We start from the raw sequence: 19,053 nt of genomic DNA, 5'->3' as shown, positions 1-19,053 counted from the left end.
ACGATGGTTTTGGGCCGAATGAGGCCATTGATATTCCATCGTTTTCCGCCTCGCTCCCCAAGCGCACGAGGTGTGCGCGATGAGCGATTTCCCCGAGATGATGGGTGCGGTTGCGCTGCGGCTCCGTGGAGAGCCGAACGCGCGTTTGTCTACCGAGATGGATTGGCGGTACGGCACCAACGGCAGCTTGTCGGTCAAGATCGGAGGTCCCCACAAGGGCACTTGGTTCGACAATGAGGCAGACAAAGGCGGTGGCGTCCTCGATTTCATCGCGCATTGCATCGCGGGCGGTAGAGAGGCTGCTCTTCAATGGCTGCGCCAGGAGTTCCCCGACTTCGCGGGCCGCCCCGAGATGCCCAGCGCGGGCAAGCGCATCGTCGCCACGTATCCCTATCACGACGAGACGGGGACGCTGCTTTTCGAGGTGGTGCGCTTCGAGCCGAAGGAGTTCCGCCAGCGCCGGCCGGACGGGCACGGCGGCCACCTGTGGAACCTGAAGGGGGTTCGCCTCGCACCCTATCATCTTCCCGAGGTGCTGGAGGCCATTGCACAGGAGCGCACCGTCTTCATTGTCGAGGGCGAGAAGGACGTTGACCGGCTCGGAGCGCTGAACATCCCGGCCACGTGCAACGCTGCTGGCGCCGGAAAGTGGCGCGACGAGTTCGCCGGCCATTTCGCCGGGGCCGATGTGGTCATCATCCCCGATAATGACGACGCCGGCCGGGACCACGCCGACAAGGTGGCACGGTCGCTCTCGCCTGTTGCGGCGCGCGTGCGCGTGCTCTCGCTCGCGAACCTCCCGCGCAAAGGCGATGTGTCGGACTGGCTTGATGCTGGCGGCACGGCCGACGAACTGCACCGCCTTGCGGAAGAAGCGCCGCCCTGGAAGCCGAGCGTCGCCACGCGCCTGCCGGCGGTCTGGTGGGGCGATGAGGACAAGCAGCCGGCGCTCTCCTGGCTCGTGAAGGGATTGCTGATCGATGGCGGCCTTTCGACCGTCTACGGCCCGCCCGGCACGTCGAAGACGTTCCTCGTGCTGGACCTCGCCTTGCACGTCGCCCATGGCCGCGCCTGGTTTGGTCGGCGCGTCGTGGCGGGCGGCGTGGTCTACGTGTCGGGTGAGGGCGGCTCCGGCATGCGCCAGCGCATGAAGGCGTGGCGCCAGGAGCGGGCAGGGGAGGCGGGGCGCCCGTTCGTCCTCGTGCCCTCTTCAGTCAACCTGTTCGACGATGAGGACGGCGTCGAGACGCTCATTGCGGACGTGAAGCAGCATGCCGGCCTCATGTGCGAGCCGCTGCGCCTGGTGGTGCTGGACACCCTCTCGCGCATGATCGGATCAGGCGACGAGGACAAGGCGCGAGACATCAATCTCGTCGTGCAGCGGGCCGAGCGCATGCAGCGCGAACTCGGCTGCCACGTCCTCGTGGTGCACCACTCCGGAAAGGACCGCGAGCGCGGCGCGCGGGGCTCGAATGCCCTGCTGGGCGCCGTCGACGCGGCCATCGAGATATCCCGTCATGAGACGGGATTGTGTGAAGGCAAGATCGCGAAGGTGAAGGACGGCGGGGACATCGCGCCTTTCACGTACGAGCTGCGGCCATCGGTTCTCGGCGTCGATGAGGAGGGTGACGACATCACCTCCTGCGTCGTGTCGCCAGCGGATGCGAGCCCCGGTGAGACGAAGGGACTGTCCAAGCTCACCAACTCCGAGCGGATTGCGCGAGAGGCGTTGGCCGAGGCGATCGATGAGCAGGGCGAAGAGATGGCGGGCAGTCATGCCCCGGCATCCACCCGCGGCGTGCGCATCGATACGTGGCGGGAGTACGCCTACAGGCGAGGGCTCGGCGACACACCGGACGCGAAGAAGAAGGCGTTCCAGCGTGCGCGGGAGAGCCTCAAAGCCAAGGGCATTGTCGGCATCTGGGAGCCCTTCGCATGGATCATCCGATGAAACGGGACACCAATGTCCCGGCGGGACAGTCCCGATTGTCCCGGTGGGAGCGGGACACGGGACATCCCCCTAAGGGGGGTGTCCCGTGTCCCGACACCAGCCTCACCGCCGCCTTGTCGAGCCTCGCCGGCCGGGTGCGCCGGCTGGCCCCGTCGCACCGCGACCCCGAGGCATTCCACGAGGAGAAGTCGGCCATCGAAGCCGAATTGCGGGGGCTCGCAAAGGTACTCCGATGCCCACCTCAATACGGGCAGTCGTAGTGCGACGTTCTTTTAGAGGGGAACAATTTTAGACCTAAAATCAGGGGCTTGAGAAAGGCTTGAGCATGCCGGAAACGCATGGCTCCGACCTCTTCGGCGGGGGCGGGAAGCCGCCGGAGACTATGTCGAAGAAGGGCTTCGCCGAGCTGATCGGCGTCTCGCCGGGGCGGGTGTCGCAGCTTATCGCCGCCGGCCTCCCGGTGGAGCCGAACGGGCGGATCAACATCGAGCGCGGCCGGGCGTGGGTGGCCGCGAACGTCGACCCGAACCGTCGCCGCGCGTCCCTCGACGAGGACCGCCGGCCGGCGCCGCTCTCGCCCCGCGCCGCGAAGGAGGAATCCGAGGCGGAGATCGCCCGCCTCAAGGCCGAGCGCATGGGCGGCCAGCTCATCGACCGGCGGGCGACGCTGCGCACCGTCGAGACCCGCGCCCGCGCCGAGCGCGACGCCTGGATCGGATGGGTGCACCGCGCCGCCCCGGACCTCGCCCGCCTCACGGGGGCGGACCTCGCCGCCGTGGTGCCCCTGCTGGATCGCCTCGTGCGCGAGCAGCTCTCGCGCCTCGCCGATCTGCCGCTCGGAGACATCGACCATGGATGACCTCGCGGACCTCACCGCCGCGCTCGTGGATGCCGCCTGGCGCGCGGGCCTCAAGCCCGAACTCCAGCTCACCGTGACCGAGTGGGCGGATCGGCACCGCATCCTGCCCGGCATGAACGCCGAGCCCGGACCCTGGCGCACCGGCCGCGTGCCCTATCTAGGCGAGGTGATGGACTGCCTTTCGACCGCCTCGCCGATGGAACGGGTGGTGCTCATGAAGGGGGCGCAGACCGGCGGGACCGAAGCCGGCCTCAACGCCATCGGCTACTGGATCGCCCATGCGCCGGGCCTAATCCTCGCTGTGTGGCCGAGCATCGACATGGTGCGGCGGAACTCGCGCACGCGCATCGAGCCCTTGATCGAGGGCACGCCGGCCCTGAAGGACAAGATCGCGCCCGCCCGCGCGAAGGACCCCGGCAACACGGTCGGCATGAAGGAGTTTCCCGGCGGCGCCCTGGTGATGACCGGCGCGAACTCGGCCACCGGCCTGCGCTCGACGCCGGCGCGCTACCTGGTGCTCGACGAGGTGGACGCCTTCCCGGCCGACGCGGACGGCGAGGGCGACCCGGTGGCGCTCGCGATCCAGCGCACCGTGACCTTTCGCGGCCGGCGCAAGATCTTCCTCATCTCGACGCCCACCGAGGCGGGCCTCTCCCGCATCGAGAAGGCCTATGCGGAGAGTGACCGGCGCCGGTTCTTTGTGCCGTGCCCCCATTGCGGCACGCCTCAGGTGCTCGCCTGGCGCGGCGTGACATGGCCGCAGGGCGAGCCGCGCAGGGCCTTCTATGCCTGTGAGACGTGCGGGGGCGTGATCGAGGAGGCGGATAAGCCGGCGCTACTGGCGGCCGGCGAGTGGCGCGCGACCGCCGAGGGCGACGGGCTGACCGCCGGCTTCCACCTCTCGGCGCTCTATTCGCCTTTCGAGAGCTGGGGCGAGATCGCGGCCGACTTCCTCGCCGCCAAGAACGACCCGCTGCGGTTGAAGGCCTGGACCAACCTGAAGCTTGGCGAGCCCTTCGAGGACCGCGACGACGCGGCCATCGAGGCGGCGGGCTTCCTCTCCCGCCTCGAAGATTGGGGCCACGAACTGCCGGAGCCGGTGGCGGTCATCACCGCCGGGGTGGACGTGCAGGGCGACCGCCTGGAGCTTGAAATAGTCGGTTGGGGGCCGGGCGAGGAATCATGGTCGCTCGAATACACGGTGCTGTGGGGCAACCCGGCCGAGCCGGAGGTGTGGCGCGCGCTCGACGCTGAGCTGCTGCGGACCTTCCCGCATCGGATGATGGGCGCCGTACCCATCCGCGCCGTCGCCATCGATTCGGGCGGCCACCACACGCAAACCGTCTATCGCTTCGCCCGCGACCGCGGCGGCCGGCGGGTGTGGGCCATCAAGGGCCGCGCCGGTCCCGGCCTTCCGGTGTGGCCGAAGCGCCCGCCCAAGCCGAAGGACCGGGCGAAGCTGCTGACGCCCTTCATCGTCGGCGTGGACGCGGCGAAAGAGGCGATCACCAATCGCCTGCGCCTCGCCGCACCAGGCCCCGGCTACTGCCATTTCCCGGTGGGGAGGGACCTGGATTACTTCCGCCAGCTCGGCGCCGAGCGGCTCATGAAGACCTGGCGACGCGGCGTGCCAATTCGGGAATGGCGGAAAGACCCAGGCGTCAGGAATGAGGCCCTGGATTGCCGAGTGTATGCTTATGCTGCGATGCAGGCAATAGGCCAGCGTCTCGCAATAACAATGCGGGGGGAGCGAGCCATTTCGAATGAAGCGGAACCAAGCTCGCGCCAAAAGCCGAGCGAAGTCATCCGCTCGCGATGGCTTGAAACATAGGCCTCTCGACACGGCTTCCAATCTCGGCAACCATGGCGCGAGTCGGGGTGGGGACTAGTAGAATGGCAACTCAATTTGACCTGTTTCGAATTTCTGTTGTGGCAACGCGCAGACCCTCTCTATTCGCAACTGTAGAAGAAAAAGATTCCTATATGGAGAAAATTTTTTCCCAAAACTGGCAATTTGAGCACCGAAAAACAACGTTTGATTACGTTTATATAAAAAATTCTCATCAACGTATAATAGCGCGAATTGGAAGGGCGAGATTAATTGAGTATCACTCTGCTCCAGAGCGCGGATTCGAACGCGAGCAAATGCCTGCATGGCAAGCGTCAACTTTAGTAATAGATCCAACAGATCATGCAGATGGACATAAGTTAGGATTTGAAGTTAATCCCCAAATTGGAAATGGATTCAGCATACTTAAATCTATGATACGACATATTAACAATTTGATAGATTCTCCGTTTGAGTTGGAGATTAATCCCATCAATAATCCTGGAACATTTTTCAGTTTTGTCGAAAAATCGGAATCGCCAATTTCGTACCTGTCAATTACGTTCACGCCTCCAAACGGACTTTGGACCGCCGGTTCGAGCGCAAGGGAAGAAGTCAAGCAAATTGTCAATAATACCGGAGCCACAAAAGTCAAGACGACGGTATCAAACCCAAATGGCCTTGATACATCTTCTAATGGTCTCAAGGATGCTGTTGATTATGCAGAGTCAGGTAGCGGAAGTATTAAAGCTAGAACGGTAAGTGGAACTAAATATAATTCAGACGCCAGTCAGAAATCGGCGATTGTTTCTGGCGAGTCTGCTGAGGTTCATCAAAATGTGATGATAAATCCGCAGCAAGCCCTGGGGCAAAACTGATGTGGATGAGATGGGGGCTAATAACGTGGTTTGTGATCGCGGTTGCGGTCACAGTTCAGGCGCCTAGCCTTCTTAGTGATCGCAATGAATTTCTAAGGAATTTCGTGAATCATGAGTTCTTGAATTTTATGGGCGTTCTAGTCACTATTACACTTGCCTCCTCGGCAAATTTATTTGTATCTCTGCATCGTTTGGAGGCAAATTTTGGCAAAGACAGCCTCAAAGAAACTCGAAAAGATGTTAAAGACGCTTCTTTTTTTCTTATATATCTCCTGTTGATATCTCTGGTGGTAGTCGTCGCAAAGCCGCTCATGCCAGCAACGGATTTTGCAACTTGCGCAGTTAATTCGTTCGCAATTGGTTGCATTCTTATGGCGGCATTTGCGTTATTTGACATAACAGATGCGGCATTTGAAATTGCGCCGCTTCTTGGAAAAAATCACAACAATAACGATCAGTGATCGGATTTTCTCTTAAATCTAACTCCTGATCCGCCACCATTTTCAGGGATGAATTCGACTCCGGCGGCTTCAAGTGCCGACCGCATTGAGGTCATCGTCGCGTTAATAGGGTCTCGGCGGCCGGCTTCGAAGTCCGATATCGTTCGGACCGCCACACCTGCATGGCGAGATAGATCTTCCCTAGACCAATCAATCAGGGCCCGAGCTGCCCGGCATTGCGCTGGTGTGAGCGACATCTTGCAATGTTGCCTGTTTTAGGTATACTTCAAATCGGCAATCTCGCCTGATTTCGGCTTATATCACAGGAGCACGCGCATGGGCACCCATGTCCGCGAACGGGAAAGGCATGTCCGTGAGTTCGTGATGGTCGATCAATCGCGCTTGCGCGAACGCATCGAGGCGACCATCGAGGCCATGATCGCCATGCTCGATGAACTGGAGGGCGATCCGGACCTTGAGCCGGACACGGACGAGGAGCCCGGCGCCGACGATGAACCGAGCCTCGCGGCGCTTGAGCCCAGCGGCATCGCCTATTCCTGGCCGCGCGGCCTGAAGACGCCCGGCTGGGGCTGGTACGCGCCCCTCGGCAATGCCTCCCAAGAGCATTGGGCGCAGGGCGACACCCACCACGGCGCCGACCTCGAAGAAGAGCATGACGGCATCGAGCCCGACGCCGACGAAGAGCCGGCCCTCGGGTGGGCCGATGGGGAAGTGCAGGCCGAAAGGTACGCGCCGACGATGGGTCAGCCTTGACGGCTTCAATGAACGCTGCGATATCTGTTACTGAACGTAGCAGATATGGAAGTTGGAAGCCCATGGACACGCTCCCCAATCACCTCATCGCTTGCCGGTTCTTCGATCCGCGCGAGCAGTCCATCCTCACGGGGGTCGAGCAGTCCCGCCAGCGTGTCATCCGTGCGCGCGTGGCGCTGCCGTTCGAGAACGCCGAGCCGATCATCATGGAGCGCAAGCGCATGATGGGCTGGAGCGACATTATGCGCTGGGCGATCCTCGGCGAGGTGTCCGGCATGGGCATCGGCCTGGAGGAGTCGGCCTACTTTGCCAGCTCGAAGCGGTTTGATGACCTCATACCCTTCGACTTCCGCCGCCCCGAGGGCGGGCACCTCTTCGCGGTTTGCCAGCCGGTGCGCGGCAATCCGGAGAGCTTCGCCAATGTGACCACGTTCGGCGGCACCAACCAATATCCCGGCGGCGTCGGGACCGCCTTTTTCGGGCTCGACTTCTCCGACTTGCAGGCGCGCGTGCTCCAGCGCCTGGACACGCTCTGAGGCCACCATGGCGCGCCTCTTCGCCCGCATCCTAAGCGCGCTGGCGCCCGCCCGCCGCTCCTATGACGGCGCCGGGGGCGGCCGGCGCTGGCGCGGCTTCAACGACATGCCCAACCAGCTCGCCGCCCAGCTCGCGGCGCGCGGCCCGGTGGGCAAGCGTGCCCGCGCTTTGGTGGCGAACAACCCGCTGGCGGCCTCCGGCGCCGAGGCGTGGGTGTCGGCCCTCGTGGGCACCGGCATCAAGCCGCAGTCCACCCACCCCGACGAGACCACGCGCACGCGCCTCAACGCCGCCTTCGAGCGCTGGACGGACGACGCCGACGCCGAGGGGCTCGGCGACTTCTACGCCATGCAGGCGCTCGCGGCCCGCCGCCTGGTGGTGGACGGCGAGGCGTTCGGCGCGCTGACGTACGACGCGCGCGGCGCGCTGCAGGTCCGCCTGATCGACGCCGAGCAGGTCGACGCCTCGCTGCACCGCGAGCTGGCGAACGGGGTGCGCATCATCGCCGGCATCGAGTTCGACGCGGCGGGCCGCCGGCTGGCCTACCACGTGTTCCGCGAGCGGCCGGGCCTGCCGCTGGGCACCAGCTTCGAGACGGTGCGCGTCCCCGCCGCCGACGTGCAACACGTCTTCCGCATGGACGTGCCCGGCCAGGTGCGCGGGCTCTCGTGGTTCGCGCCGGTGCTGTTGCGCCTCGCGGACTATGACGCGGCCTCCGATGCCCAGCTCGTGCGCCAGAAGGTGGCGGCGCTGCTGACCGGCTTCATCATCGACCCCAACGCCGAGCCGGCGGGCTTCGGTGGGCAGCCGGACAGCTCCGGCAACCTCGAAGGCGGCATGGAGCCCGGCGCGCTGAAGGTGCTGCATCCGGGGCAGGACATCCGCTTTTCCGACCCCGCGAGCGTCGGCGCCGAGGTGATCGAGTTCCTCAAGATCACCGCGCGCGAGATCGCGGCCGGCCTCGGCGTCCCCTACGAGACGCTCACCGGCGACCTCTCCGGCACCAATTATTCGTCGATCCGCGCCGGCCTGGTGGCCTTCCGCCGCCGTGTCGAGGCGCTCCAGCACAACGTGCTCGTCTATCAGATCTGCCGCCCGGTCTGGCGCCGGTTCGTCACCGCAGAGGTGCTTTCGGGCCGCCTCCCGGCGCCGGGCTTCGAGCGCGACCCCGAGCCCTATCTCGCCGCCCGCTGGATCACCCCGCGCCAGGAGTGGGTGGACCCGGCGAAGGACAGCCAGGCCGAGATTGCCGCCATCGGCGCCGGCCTCATGAGCCGCCGGCAGGCGGTGGCGGCGCGCGGCTACGACCTTGAGGCGCTCGACGCCGAGATCGCCGCCGACAATGCCCGCGCCGCAGCCCTCGGCCTGACCTTCCAGGCGGCCCCCTCGGCCGAGGTGGACCCCGAGCCGGAGACTGCCGCATGAACGCGCCTGCCGACATCGTCACCCGCCGGGCGCCGCTCGCGGCCACGAGCTGGAATGCCGAAGAGCGCACCCTTGAGGTGACGTTCTCCACCGGCGCCGAGGTGGAGCGCTTCGACGCGCGCGGCGCCTATGCCGAGCGCCTCAACCTTGCTCAGGACTGGACGGCCTTCATCGGCGCCCCGGTCCTGAACAGCCACCGCCGGGGCGACCTGACCGACGTGCTGGGCTCCGTCCAAAAGGCTTGGACGGTCGGCGGGAACCGAGAGGCCCGCGCCGTCATCAAGTTGTCCCGGCGGGGGGATGTTGAGCCCATCATTCAGGACATCCTCGACGGCCACCTGCGCGGGGTGTCCGTCGGCTACGTCGTTAACGCGTGGAGCGAGAGCACGGAAGGCGGACGGCGCGTGAAGACCGCGACCCGCTGGACCCCCGTCGAACTCTCCATCGTCCCCATTCCCGCCGACCGCCAGGCCACCATTCGAGGTGAGACCATGACGGCCCCCACCCCTGCGACCGCCGACCCGGCGGCCGCGACCCCGCCCGCCGCGGCGGCCCCCACCCCCACGGCGTCCGCGGAACGGGCCGCCGTCAATGCGGAGATCCGCTCCATCGCCGCCGTTGCGGGACTGGATCAAGCGTGGATCGACGGTCAGATCGACGCCGCCGCCACCACCGACGCGGCCCGCGCCGCCGCTTTCGAGGCCCTGCGCTCGCGCTCGGCCCCGGCCGGGCAACTGCGCACCACCACCATCAGCATCGGCGTCGACCACACCGACCCGGCCCTGCGGGCGGCGGCCATCGGCGAGGCGCTCTATACCCGCGCCACGCCGGGGCATACGCCTTCCGAGGCGGCGCGCGCCTATGTGGGCCTCTCCATCCCGGAGATCGCCCGCGACTGCCTGCGGGCGCGCGGCGTGTCCGTGACCGGCCTCGGCGCCGCCGAGGTGGTGACGCGCGCGCTGCATTCGACCTCGGACTTCGTGCTCGCGCTCGCCGATACCCAGGGCCGCGTGCTGGCGACCGCCTACCGCGCCGCTGCCTCCGGCCTGAAGCCGGTGGCACGGCAGGTGACGCTGCCGGACTTCCGCAAGCGCACGTTCCTGCGCACCTCGGGCATCTCCGACCTGGAGAAGGTGAACGAGGCCGGGGAGTTCAAGCGCGGCACCTTCGGCGAGGCGGGCGAATCCGTCAGCCTGGAGACCTTCGGCAAGGTGTTCGGCATCACGCGCCAGGCGCTCGTGAACGACGACACCGGGGCGCTCTCCGACGTGCCCCGCAAGTTCGGCGACGCTGCCGCCCGCTTCGAGGCGGCCCAGCTCGCGAAGCTGCTGGTGAAGGCGGCCGGCGCCGGCCCGACGATGGCGGACGGGAAGACCCTCTTCCACGCCGACCACCACAACCTGGCGGGCGCCGGAGCGGCCATCGACGTGACCAGCCTCGGCACTGCCCGCTTCACCATGCGCGGGCAGACGGACGACGCCGGCCAGCTCATCAGCGTGGTGCCCAAGGCCCTCGTGGTCGGTCCGGCGAAGGAGACCGAGGCGCAGCTGATCACGGCGGCCACCACGCCGATCGAGCCGAGCGAGGTGAACCCCTTCGTCGGCGCCCTGGCGGTGCACGTCGAGCCGCGCCTCGCCGGCAATGCCTGGTACGTCGTCGACCCCCTGGTCGACGGCCTGATCTACGCCCATCTCGCCAGCGAGCCCGGCCCCCAGCTGGAGAGCCGCGCCGGCTTCGACGTGGACGGCATCGAGACCCGCATCCGGCTCGACTTCGGGTGCGCCTTCATCGACTGGCGCGGCTGGTACCGCAACCCGGGGAACTGACATGGCAGAGGACGCCGCCACCCTCGAAGCACAGCTCGCCGAGCTTCGCGCGGCGCGGGCGCGCGGCGTCCGCAAGGTGCAGTACTCGGACGGCCGCGCGCACGAATACGGCTCGCTCGATGAGCTGGGCCGCGTGATCACCGATCTGGAGCGGCGCCTTGCCGCTCTCACACGGGCACCGGTTCGCACGGTGCTCATCCACTCTTCCAAGGGCGTTTGACGAATTCGGCGTGGGCATCCTTGAGGGCCGGCGGCTGGCCCAACAACGACAAGTTCGCCTCCCTTCCCACGCCGAGTTGCATATCGGGGCCAAGGCGAACGAAGCCGCATAGATTTGAAGGTTGGACAACGGCCATGGCGAAGACGCGGACCCTGCCCCCCAATCTTTCGCCGCGCGGCATCTGCCGCGTGGAAGCGGCGGCCTATGTGGGCGTCTCGCCGACCAAGTTCGACGAGATGGTGAACGACCATCGGATGCCGCCGCCGAAGCGCATCGACGCCCGCAAGGTGTGGGACGTGCGTGCGCTCGACCGCGCATTCGACGGCCTGCCCGACGAGGGGCCGACCGACGATGAGACGTGGGACGACATCGATGCCGCGTAGCACGCCGCCCTATGTGGAGACCTGGCGGGATCGGTGCGGCCTTCTGCGGGTCTATTTCCGGCGCGGGAAGGGACCACGCACCAAGCTGCCGGACCAGATCGGCTCCGAGGCTTTCAACATCGCCTATGCCGCGTGCCTTGCTGGCGAGCCAGTGCCCGGCATGCGCCAGAAGCGCCAGCCAGCCAAGCCGGGGACCTTCGAGGCGTTGATCATCTCCTACATGCACAGCACTGCATTCCGCAGCCTGAGGGCGACGTCGCGCGCGGGCTATGTATCGCGCCTTGAGGCGATCCGCCTTGCCCACGGCAAGCGCACCGTTGCCGGCCTCACGCGCGACCGCGTCATGAAGATCCTTGACCCACTCGCGGAAAAGCCGGGCGCCGCGCTCGACACCCTGAAGAAGCTGCGCATCCTCGTGCGGCACGCCATCGTTCTCGGGTGGCTGCGGCACGATCCTACGCTCGGCATAAAGCGGCCGAAGACGAAGGAGATTTCGGCCTGGAAAGAGGGGGAGATTGCGACCTTCGAGAAGCGGTGGCCAGTGGGCACCAAGCAGCGGCTCGGCTTCGCCCTCATGCTCTACACCGGGCAGCGACGCTCCGACGTGCACCGCATGACGTGGGCGGACATCTCCCGCGAGTTCGTCGACGTGGTGCAACAGAAGACCGGCTGCAAGCTGCGCATTCCCGTTCATGCGCACCTTCGCGCGGTGCTGGACGTGGCACCGAGGGAGCATGTGACCATCCTCAACACCGAGTTCGGCAAGCCCTTCACGGTCGACGGCTTCAGCCAGTGGATGCGCGACGCGATCCGAGCGGCGGGCCTGCCGCTTGAGTGCCAGCCCCATGGTCTGCGCAAGGCGGCGGGGCGCCGGCTCGCCGAGGCGGGGTGCACGGCGCACGAGATCATGGCGGTGCTCGGCCATTCCACCCTGGCCGAGGCCGAGCGCTACACGCGCGCGGCCGATCAGGTGCGGCTCGCGAGCAGCGCCTTCGAGAAGCTTCAAGGTCAAAGGGAGAACAATAAGCCCCAAACCAAACCGGAAAAGTTTGGGGAAACCCTCTCAGAACGAGGGAAAATCAAATGATTAGCTTCGCGGGTGGCGCTCCCAAGGGGAATCGAACCCCTGTTTTCGCCGTGAGAGGGCGACGTCCTAGACCGCTAGACGATGGGAGCATCTCGCGGAAGGCGGTCTTCATAGCGGCGAATGGGGGCGACTTCAAGCCTTGCGCCTGCGTGGAGCGCGTGATTTCCCCCACTTGCTCCGCCGCGGGCAGGGCCACCTTGCCCCGGCGCCCCATGCTCCCGGGTCGCCGCCCTCCGAAGCCGCCATGCGCCGGCGCCTCGGCGGCTGGCGCCTGCCCGGCGGCCTCAGGGGCGCCCCGCCGGCGGGCGCGCTGCCGGCCGCAGGTCAGGCCGGGGAGGGGCGGTGGCCGAAGATGGCGCTGCCGATCCGCACATGGGTCGCACCCTGGAGGATGGCGGCCTCGAAATCCGCGCTCATGCCCATGGAGAGCCCCGCGAGGCCGTTGCGCGCCGCGATCTCGGCGAGCAGGGCGAAGTGCGGCGCCGCCACCGCGTCGACGGGGGGGATGCACATGAGGCCGGAAATCTCCAGGGCGAAGTCGTCCCGGCAGCGGGCGAGGAAGGCGTCCGCCGCCTCCGGCAGAACCCCGGCCTTCTGCGGCTCGGCGCCGGTGTTCACCTGCACGAACAGCTGCGGCCGCCGGCCGAGGCGCGCCATCTCCTCGGCCAGCGCGGCGGCGATCTTGGGGCGGTCCACGGTGTGGATGGCGTCGAACGTCTCCACCGCCTCGCGCGCCTTGTTGGACTGCAACGGACCGATGAGGTGAACCCGCACGTCCGGGTGGTCCGCGCGCAGCTGCGGCCACTTGGCCCGCGCCTCCTGCACCCGGTTCTCGCCGAACACGCGCTGGCCCGCCGCGAGCACCGGGGCGATGTCGCCGGCGGGGAAGGTCTTGGAGACCGCCACCAGGCACACCTGCGCCGGGTCGCGCCCGGCGAGGCGGCAGGCGTCGGCGATCTGCCGGCGCACCGCTTCGAGCCGCGCGGCGCTGGTCGCCGCAAGCGGTGCGTGGGCGTCACTACCGGGGTCCGTCATGGCCGTCCTCTCCTGCACCACGGCGTGATGGACCGATCTCCCCAATGGATCAAGAAGGGGTTAGAAGGATTCGGTCCGCGCCGAAGCGCCGCGGGCGGGGAGGCGGTCCGGTCGATGGGCGGGGGAAGGCAGCGCGCCGCTTTGGCAACGCACGAACGCCGCACGAGCATTCGCCTGCGCATCCTTGCGCTCATCTGCCTCGCCGCCGTGCCGCTCTCGGCCGAGCGCATCCTGTCGCTGCTCACCGACCGCCAGAACCAGATCGCCGCCGCCGAGGACACGGTGCGCGACTTGGCGCAGCGCGCGGCCCTCGCCCAGCAGGAGGGCCTCGCCTCGGCCAAGGCGGTGCTCGACGTGGTCTCGCGCCAGAGCACGATGCTGCTCGCCAACCCGGCGGCCTGCAGCGCGCACCTTGCCGCCCTGGTGCAGGAGGTGGTCGGCATCCAGGGCCTCGAGATCGCTTTGCCGGACGGGCGGGTGGCGTGCGCCAGCACGCCGGCCGCCGTCGGCGTGAACATTTCCGACCGGCGCTGGATGACGGCGGCGCTCGCCTCCCAGGACATGGTGATGAGCGAGCTCACCATCTCCCGCCTCACCGGCCGCAACGCGCTGTTCCTGGCGCGCGCCGAGCGCGACGCGACGGGCGAGCCGGTGGCGGTGGGCATGGCGAGCATCGACCTGCAGTGGTTCTCGCGCATCGCCGCCCGCGCCGCGGCGGGCTCCGGCACGGTGGTGAACGTGATCGGCAGCGACGGGGCGGTGATCGCGCGCTACCCGATCGGCCCCGACCTCGTCGGCCGGCGCTTTCCGGATCATCCGCTCACCCGCGCCGTGGCGGCGGACGAGGAGGGGGTGGTGCGCCTGCCGGGCTATGACGGGCGCGACCGCATCTTCGCCTTCATGCGCTTCGAGGGCACCAACGTGCACATCGCGGTGGGCGTCGACGCCGACCGCATAGTCAAGCCCGTCGACCAGAAGATCCTCGCCACCGCGGTCGCCCATCTGGTGGCGCTGGCCTGCTTCCTGGCGCTCGCCTGGTTCGCCGCCGAGCGGCTCATCATCGCCCCCATCGAGCGGCTCACCCGCGCGGTCAAGGCGGTGGGCCAGGAGGAGGCCGAGACCGTCGACGACGTGGGCGTCACCGAGTTCGAGCCGCTGGTGGAGGCGGTCGACCAGATGGCGCGTCGCCTCTCGGAGCGCAACCGGGAGCTGCGCGGCCTCAATGACAGGCTCACGGCGCTGGCGCGCACCGACGGCCTCACCGAGCTCGCCAACCGGCGCACCTTCGACGTGCAGTTCTCCCAGGACTGGGTGGCGGCGCGCGAGGCGGGCGCGCCGCTCACCTTGGTGATGGCGGACGTGGACAGCTTCAAGGCGTTCAACGACACCTACGGACACCTCGCCGGAGACGATGCGCTGCGGGCGGTGGCCCGCACCTTCGCCGCCGCGGTGACCGGCTCGGGCTATTTCGTCGGCCGCTACGGCGGCGAGGAGTTCGTGATCCTCCTCCCCGGGGTGGAGGTGGAGCACGGCATCGCTTTGGCCGAGGAGGTGCGGGCCATGGTCGCGGCGCTCGGGATCGAGAACCGCCAGTCGGCGGCGCGGCGCCTCACCATCAGCCTCGGCGTCGCCAGCGTGATACCCAATGGCAGCGGTCCCGACGCGCTGGTGGCGAGCGCCGACGCTGCCCTTTACGAGGCCAAGCGGCGCGGCCGCAATTGCGTGGTGGCGGCCGGCGGCTGAGCCCGCCTCACAGGCGCCGCACCGCGCGCAGCGCGGCGCCGGCGGCGGCGATGCGCGCCAGCGCCGGGCCGAGCGGCTCGCGCGCCACCGCCATGTGGAAGGCGTTGGCGTGGAGCAGGGTGTCCGGCGCCTCGACGAACGCCACGTGGCCGGGCCAGAACAGGAGGTCGCCGCGCCGGAACGGGCCCTCGGGCGCGACCGGCGCCCCCAGCGCCGCCTCCTGCATGTCGCTGTCGCGCGGGGCGGCGATGCCGCAGGCCTCGAGCGCGGTCTGCACCAGGCCGGAGCAGTCGAGGCCGAGGCTGGAGCGCCCGCCCCACAGATAGGGGGTGCCGAGGAAGCGGGCCGCCACCGCGACCGGCTCGCTCTCGCTCTGGTCCAGGCCGGCGAGGTGCCCGGCGAACAGGAAGCCGTCGCCGGTGGACAGGAAGCGGCCGCGCTCGCCGGTGACGGTGACGCGGCTGCCGAACGGCAGCGCGCCGAGGGGCGGCAGCTTGATGTCGGGCCCCGGAAACAGGAAGGTGCGCAGGGCCGTCACCTTGTGGGTCGGCGCCGGCTCGAGCGGAAGCAGCGCCTGCGAGGGCATGTAGCCCACATAGCCGTCGGCGAGCAGCTGCACCCAGGACCAGCCTTCGGCGTCCGCCTCCAGCACGCGCACCGCCTCGCCGTGGAGCGCCTCGGTGTCGAGCGGGGCGTCGGCCGCCGGCTGGCGCCGCAGCGGCGCCGTGGGCGCCGCCACGCGCCGCAGCTCCCCCTCCACGTAGCGCGGCGCCGGAACCTGCCCGCGCAACCCCTCCCAGGCGAGGTCCGGGCGCGCGGCCGTGATGCGCGGGTCGAGGCCGGGGGGAAAGCGCGGCGGGCTCATCTCGTCGCGCCGTAGCGCTCGGCGATCAGGGTGTCCAGGGCGCGGATGGTCTGCGCCTCGCCGCCCTCGGGCCGGCCCGGCCGGGTGGAGGGGTTCCAGGCGAACAGATCGAGGTGCAGCCAGGAACCGGCGGGGGCGGCGAACTTCTCCAGGAACAAGGCGGCGGTGATGGCGCCCGCGAGCCCCCCGGACGAGACGTTGCTGGTGTCCGCCACCTTCGAGTCGAGCATGGCGGCGTAGGGCTTCCACAAAGGCAGGCGCCACAAGGGATCGGCCTCGGCCTGGGCATGGCGCGCGAGGTCGGCGGCGAGCGCCTCGTCATGGGTGAAGGCGGCCGGCAGCTGCGGGCCGAGCGCCACCCGCGCGGCGCCGGTGAGGGTGGCGAAGTCGATCAGCAGGTCGGGCTCCTCCTCGCAGGCGAGGGTGAGCGCATCGGCGAGCACCAGCCGGCCCTCGGCGTCGGTGTTGCCGATCTCCACCGTCAGCCCCTTGCGGCTCGCCAGCACGTCGCCCGGCCGGAAGGCTGAGCCGGAGATGGAATTCTCGACCGCCGGGATCAGCACCTTGAGGCGCACCCTGGCGCGGCGGGCCAGCAGCAGGTGGGCGAGCCCCAGGGCGCAGGCCGCCCCGCCCATGTCCTTCTTCATCAGCAGCATGGCCGAGGAGGGCTTGATGTCGAGCCCGCCGGTGTCGAAGGCCACGCCCTTGCCCACCAGGGTCACCTTGGGCAGGCCCGCCTCGCCCGCGGTGAGCTCGATCAGGCGCGGGGCCGAAGCCGAGGCCCGCCCCACCGCGTGGATCATGGGCAAGTTCTGCGCCAAAAGCTCCTCGCCCCGGATCACCCGCACCCGCGCGCCGTGCGCGGCGGCGAGCGCCCGCGCGGCGGCCTCGATCTCGGCCGGGCCGAGGTCGTTGGCAGGGGTGTTGACGAGGTCGCGCACCAGCTCCACCGCGGCGATGGTGCGCGACAGGCCGTCGGCGTCCACGCCCGGCGGGAGGGCGAGGCGCACGCCCCGCTCCGTTGCCTTGCGATAGCGCGTGAAGCGGTAGGCGCCGAGCGCGAAGCCGAGCGCCGCAAGGCGCGGGTTCTCGAGCGCGCCTTCGAGCCGGTAGGTGCCGGCGGGCAGGATCGCGGGCAGGACGCCGAGCGCGAACGGGTCGCCGCCCTCGGCCAGGCCGAACAGCACCCCGGCCAGCGTCCCGTCGGCGTCCGGCACCAGCAGGTGCTTGCCGGCGGCGGCCTCGAAGCCGGCGCTCCGCGCGAACCGCCGCGCCGGCTCGGGCAGGGAGGCTTCGGCAAAGCCCGTCTTGGTGACGCACCAGATGGGCCGGCTCTCGGCCGGCGCGCTCACGATCACTTCACGCATGTCATTGCTCCTCGCCTTGCGGGGTAGCATGCCGGCGCGCCGTTGGAGAAGCGCCTCAGGCGCCGAGCATCAGGCTGGAATAGGGATGGAGCAGCAGCCCCGCGCCGGCGAGCGCCACCGCATAGGGCAGGCTCGTCTCCATGGCCGGGGCGCCGGGCACGCCCGCCGCGTGGCGCTGGAGCCGCATGGCGAAGCCGAGCGACAGCGCGCCGCCGATGAGCCCCGCGAGCAGCGCGAACAGCGGCAGCTGCAACGGGTCGAGCCACAGCACGAGGGCGCCGGCGAACTTGGCATCGCCCGCGCCGACGAGGTCCTGGGCGAAGAGCGAGAAGCCGAGCGCCGTCACCGCGCCCGCCACCAGCAGGCGCAGGGACAGGTCGGGCATGGGGGAGACCAGCACCATGGCGGCGAACCCCGCCACCAGCGCCGCCACCAGGAGGTTCGGGATCACCCGGCGGGCAATGTCGGTGCCGATGGCCGCGCACAGGACGGCCGGATAGAGGCCGAGGAGGATGATTTCCTGGAGCACGGAGGCCGACACAAGCGCGCCCTAGTTGCCGGCGATGGCGGCGGTCGCCTTCAGCCGCGACAACGTGCTCGCCACCTGCGCTAGCACGGTGACGATGGCGATGGAGAGGCCGGCGGCGATCAGCCCGTATTCCAGGGCGGTCGAGCCGTGCTCCTCCCGAATGAAGCGGGTGAGGAGAAGCTTCATTGGGTCTGATCCGGTTGTCGGGATCGCGACGGGATCGCCGCGACGGGGCAACGCTAGGGTGCGCCCGTTGCGGGGAAGTAAAGCGGTTCTACCAAAATACCGTCCACAAGCTGGGCTCTGCGGTAAGGGTTAACGGTCCGTCTTGCCGCCCGGGCAGCCCTGCCGTCCGGGCAGTCCTGCCGCCCGGGCCCGAGTTCCGGTGCCGGCTCCGGCCCGCCTTGCGCCCGGCCGGCCGCTCGCTTGTTGCGCGCCGCGATTGGCACTAGAAGGGGACCGCCGGTCCGCGATCCGGTGCCGCGCCAGGCGGCCGAGACCCGCCCATCGGATCGTTCATGCCCGACACGCTTTGCCCGTTCGAGAAGATCGCCTTCGTGGCGAGCGCGACGCCGGAGGCGGAGATCGCCCGCCTCAAGCTGTCCGAGCAGTACGGCGCCGTGGACCAGGACGAGGCGGACGTGATCGTCGCGCTCGGCGGCGACGGCCTCATGCTCCAGGTGCTGCACCGCTTCCGCGACCGCGACGTGCCGATCTACGGCATGAACCGCGGCACCGTCGGCTTCCTTCTCAACACCTACCGCGAAGACGGGCTGCGCGGGCGCCTTGCCAAGGCGAGCCGGGTGAAGATCCATCCTTTGATCATGGAGGCGGTGGACGCCGCCGGCGGTCGCCACCGGGCCCCCGCGTTCAATGAGGTCTCGCTGCTGCGCCAGACCTACCAGGCGGCGAAGCTGCGCGTCTCCATCGACGGTCGGGTGCGGCTCGAAGAGCTGATCTGCGACGGCATCATCGTCGCCACGCCGGCGGGCTCGACCGCCTACAACCTCTCCGCCCACGGCCCTATCCTGCCCCTGGGCACGCCGCTTCTGGCGCTCACGCCCATCTCGCCCTTCCGGCCGCGGCGCTGGCGCGGCGCGCTGGTGCCCGATCATGCCCGCATCGACATCGCCGTGCTCGAGGCGGAGAAGCGCCAGGTGAGCGCGGTTGCGGATCACCAGGAGGTGCGCGACATCATCGCCGTCTCCGCGCGGCTCGACCGCAATTCCTCGGTGGACATGCTGTTCGATCCCGATCACGGCCTCGAAGAGCGTATCCTGCGTGAGCAGTTCGTTTATTAGCAGCG

20 protein-coding genes and 1 tRNA gene are annotated in these 19,053 nt (G+C 68.5%); 14 read left to right on the top strand and 7 right to left on the bottom strand.

What is annotated here, in order from left to right; translation table 11 throughout:
- Window positions 1-79 precede the first annotated feature (79 nt).
- The 5 genes from ABLE88_RS07680 (at window position 80) to ABLE88_RS07660 (ending at window position 5,977) form a co-directional block, all read left to right on the top strand.
- Complete coding sequence (locus ABLE88_RS07680; RefSeq protein WP_348830849.1) at window positions 80-1,951, top strand: AAA family ATPase; 1,872 nt, start codon at window positions 80-82, stop codon at window positions 1,949-1,951.
- Window positions 1,952-2,276: 325 nt separating this feature from the next.
- Window positions 2,277-2,810 (top strand): hypothetical protein, encoded by a 534-nt coding sequence (locus tag ABLE88_RS07675; protein ID WP_348830848.1) that lies wholly within the window; start codon window positions 2,277-2,279, stop codon window positions 2,808-2,810.
- On the top strand, window positions 2,803-4,641 hold the full coding sequence (locus ABLE88_RS07670; protein WP_348830847.1) for a phage terminase large subunit family protein: 1,839 nt from the start codon (window positions 2,803-2,805) through the stop codon (window positions 4,639-4,641). Before ABLE88_RS07675 ends, ABLE88_RS07670 begins: the two co-directional genes overlap by 8 nt.
- A 62-nt stretch (window positions 4,642-4,703) precedes the next feature.
- Window positions 4,704-5,516 carry a hypothetical protein gene (locus ABLE88_RS07665; protein WP_348830845.1) on the top strand — a complete coding sequence of 271 codons (813 nt, stop codon included), beginning with the start codon at window positions 4,704-4,706 and terminating at the stop codon, window positions 5,514-5,516.
- A 104-nt stretch (window positions 5,517-5,620) separates the two neighbouring features.
- Window positions 5,621-5,977, top strand: a complete 357-nt coding sequence (locus ABLE88_RS07660) for a hypothetical protein (protein WP_348830844.1) — start codon at window positions 5,621-5,623, stop codon at window positions 5,975-5,977.
- On the opposite strand, the gene ABLE88_RS07655 is transcribed toward ABLE88_RS07660, so the two are convergent.
- Window positions 5,971-6,213: a helix-turn-helix domain-containing protein gene (locus ABLE88_RS07655; RefSeq protein ID WP_348830843.1), complete on the bottom strand. Its 243-nt coding sequence runs from the start codon at window positions 6,211-6,213 to the stop codon at window positions 5,971-5,973. The two genes, ABLE88_RS07660 and ABLE88_RS07655, sit on opposite strands and share 7 nt — an antisense overlap.
- A 79-nt stretch (window positions 6,214-6,292) precedes the next feature.
- Between ABLE88_RS07655 and ABLE88_RS07650 the strand changes: the two genes are divergently transcribed.
- The 7 genes from ABLE88_RS07650 to ABLE88_RS07620 all read left to right on the top strand — a co-directional run bounded on the left by ABLE88_RS07650 (window position 6,293) and on the right by ABLE88_RS07620 (window position 12,208).
- On the top strand, window positions 6,293-6,730 hold the full coding sequence (locus ABLE88_RS07650) for a hypothetical protein (protein ID WP_348830842.1): 438 nt from the start codon (window positions 6,293-6,295) through the stop codon (window positions 6,728-6,730).
- A 62-nt stretch (window positions 6,731-6,792) separates the two neighbouring features.
- Window positions 6,793-7,266, top strand: a complete 474-nt coding sequence (locus tag ABLE88_RS07645) for a hypothetical protein (protein WP_348830841.1) — start codon at window positions 6,793-6,795, stop codon at window positions 7,264-7,266.
- Between the two features lie 7 nt (window positions 7,267-7,273).
- Window positions 7,274-8,692, top strand: coding sequence for a phage portal protein (locus tag ABLE88_RS07640; protein WP_348830840.1), 1,419 nt, complete (start codon window positions 7,274-7,276; stop codon window positions 8,690-8,692).
- Window positions 8,689-10,518: a prohead protease/major capsid protein fusion protein gene (locus ABLE88_RS07635; RefSeq protein ID WP_348830839.1), complete on the top strand. Its 1,830-nt coding sequence runs from the start codon at window positions 8,689-8,691 to the stop codon at window positions 10,516-10,518. The genes ABLE88_RS07640 and ABLE88_RS07635 overlap by 4 nt, the downstream gene beginning before the upstream one ends.
- Window position 10,519: 1 nt before the next feature.
- On the top strand, window positions 10,520-10,738 hold the full coding sequence (locus ABLE88_RS07630; protein WP_348830838.1) for a phage head-tail joining protein: 219 nt from the start codon (window positions 10,520-10,522) through the stop codon (window positions 10,736-10,738).
- Window positions 10,739-10,872: 134 nt separating this feature from the next.
- Window positions 10,873-11,121, top strand: coding sequence for a helix-turn-helix transcriptional regulator (locus ABLE88_RS07625; protein WP_348830837.1), 249 nt, complete (start codon window positions 10,873-10,875; stop codon window positions 11,119-11,121).
- Window positions 11,111-12,208 (top strand): tyrosine-type recombinase/integrase, encoded by a 1,098-nt coding sequence (locus ABLE88_RS07620; protein ID WP_348830836.1) that lies wholly within the window; start codon window positions 11,111-11,113, stop codon window positions 12,206-12,208. Before ABLE88_RS07625 ends, ABLE88_RS07620 begins: the two co-directional genes overlap by 11 nt.
- A 13-nt stretch (window positions 12,209-12,221) precedes the next feature.
- Here ABLE88_RS07620 and ABLE88_RS07615 read toward each other — a convergent pair.
- Window positions 12,222-12,297: transfer RNA gene (locus ABLE88_RS07615), tRNA-Glu, on the bottom strand.
- Between the two features lie 235 nt (window positions 12,298-12,532).
- Window positions 12,533-13,243, bottom strand: a complete 711-nt coding sequence (locus tag ABLE88_RS07610) for a YggS family pyridoxal phosphate-dependent enzyme (protein WP_348830835.1) — start codon at window positions 13,241-13,243, stop codon at window positions 12,533-12,535.
- A 141-nt stretch (window positions 13,244-13,384) separates the two neighbouring features.
- Between ABLE88_RS07610 and ABLE88_RS07605 the strand changes: the two genes are divergently transcribed.
- On the top strand, window positions 13,385-14,986 hold the full coding sequence (locus ABLE88_RS07605) for a sensor domain-containing diguanylate cyclase (RefSeq protein WP_348830834.1): 1,602 nt from the start codon (window positions 13,385-13,387) through the stop codon (window positions 14,984-14,986).
- A gap of 7 nt (window positions 14,987-14,993) precedes the next feature.
- On the opposite strand, the gene ABLE88_RS07600 is transcribed toward ABLE88_RS07605, so the two are convergent.
- The 4 genes from ABLE88_RS07600 to ABLE88_RS07585 are packed head-to-tail and all read right to left on the bottom strand — an operon-like array spanning window position 14,994 to window position 17,933.
- A complete protein-coding gene (locus ABLE88_RS07600; RefSeq protein WP_348830833.1) occupies window positions 14,994-15,851 on the bottom strand; it encodes a C40 family peptidase in 858 nt (285 codons plus the stop codon).
- Window positions 15,848-17,218 (bottom strand): leucyl aminopeptidase family protein, encoded by a 1,371-nt coding sequence (locus ABLE88_RS07595; RefSeq protein WP_348830832.1) that lies wholly within the window; start codon window positions 17,216-17,218, stop codon window positions 15,848-15,850. Before ABLE88_RS07595 ends, ABLE88_RS07600 begins: the two co-directional genes overlap by 4 nt.
- 55 nt (window positions 17,219-17,273) lie before the next feature.
- Window positions 17,274-17,759, bottom strand: a complete 486-nt coding sequence (locus ABLE88_RS07590) for an A24 family peptidase (protein WP_348830831.1) — start codon at window positions 17,757-17,759, stop codon at window positions 17,274-17,276.
- Window positions 17,760-17,768: 9 nt separating this feature from the next.
- Window positions 17,769-17,933: a Flp family type IVb pilin gene (locus tag ABLE88_RS07585; RefSeq protein WP_348830830.1), complete on the bottom strand. Its 165-nt coding sequence runs from the start codon at window positions 17,931-17,933 to the stop codon at window positions 17,769-17,771.
- A 332-nt stretch (window positions 17,934-18,265) separates the two neighbouring features.
- Here ABLE88_RS07585 and ABLE88_RS07580 point away from each other — a divergent pair, with 332 nt between their 5' ends.
- Window positions 18,266-19,048 (top strand): NAD kinase, encoded by a 783-nt coding sequence (locus ABLE88_RS07580; protein ID WP_348830829.1) that lies wholly within the window; start codon window positions 18,266-18,268, stop codon window positions 19,046-19,048.
- Window positions 19,049-19,053: the final 5 nt, after the last annotated feature.

Origin of the sequence: Xanthobacter luteus (genome assembly GCF_040049235.1) — a bacterium.
Taxonomy (GTDB): domain Bacteria; phylum Pseudomonadota; class Alphaproteobacteria; order Rhizobiales; family Xanthobacteraceae; genus Xanthobacter.
Note: the sequence above shows the minus strand (reverse complement) of the source record. Positions and strands in the feature narration are given on the sequence as shown.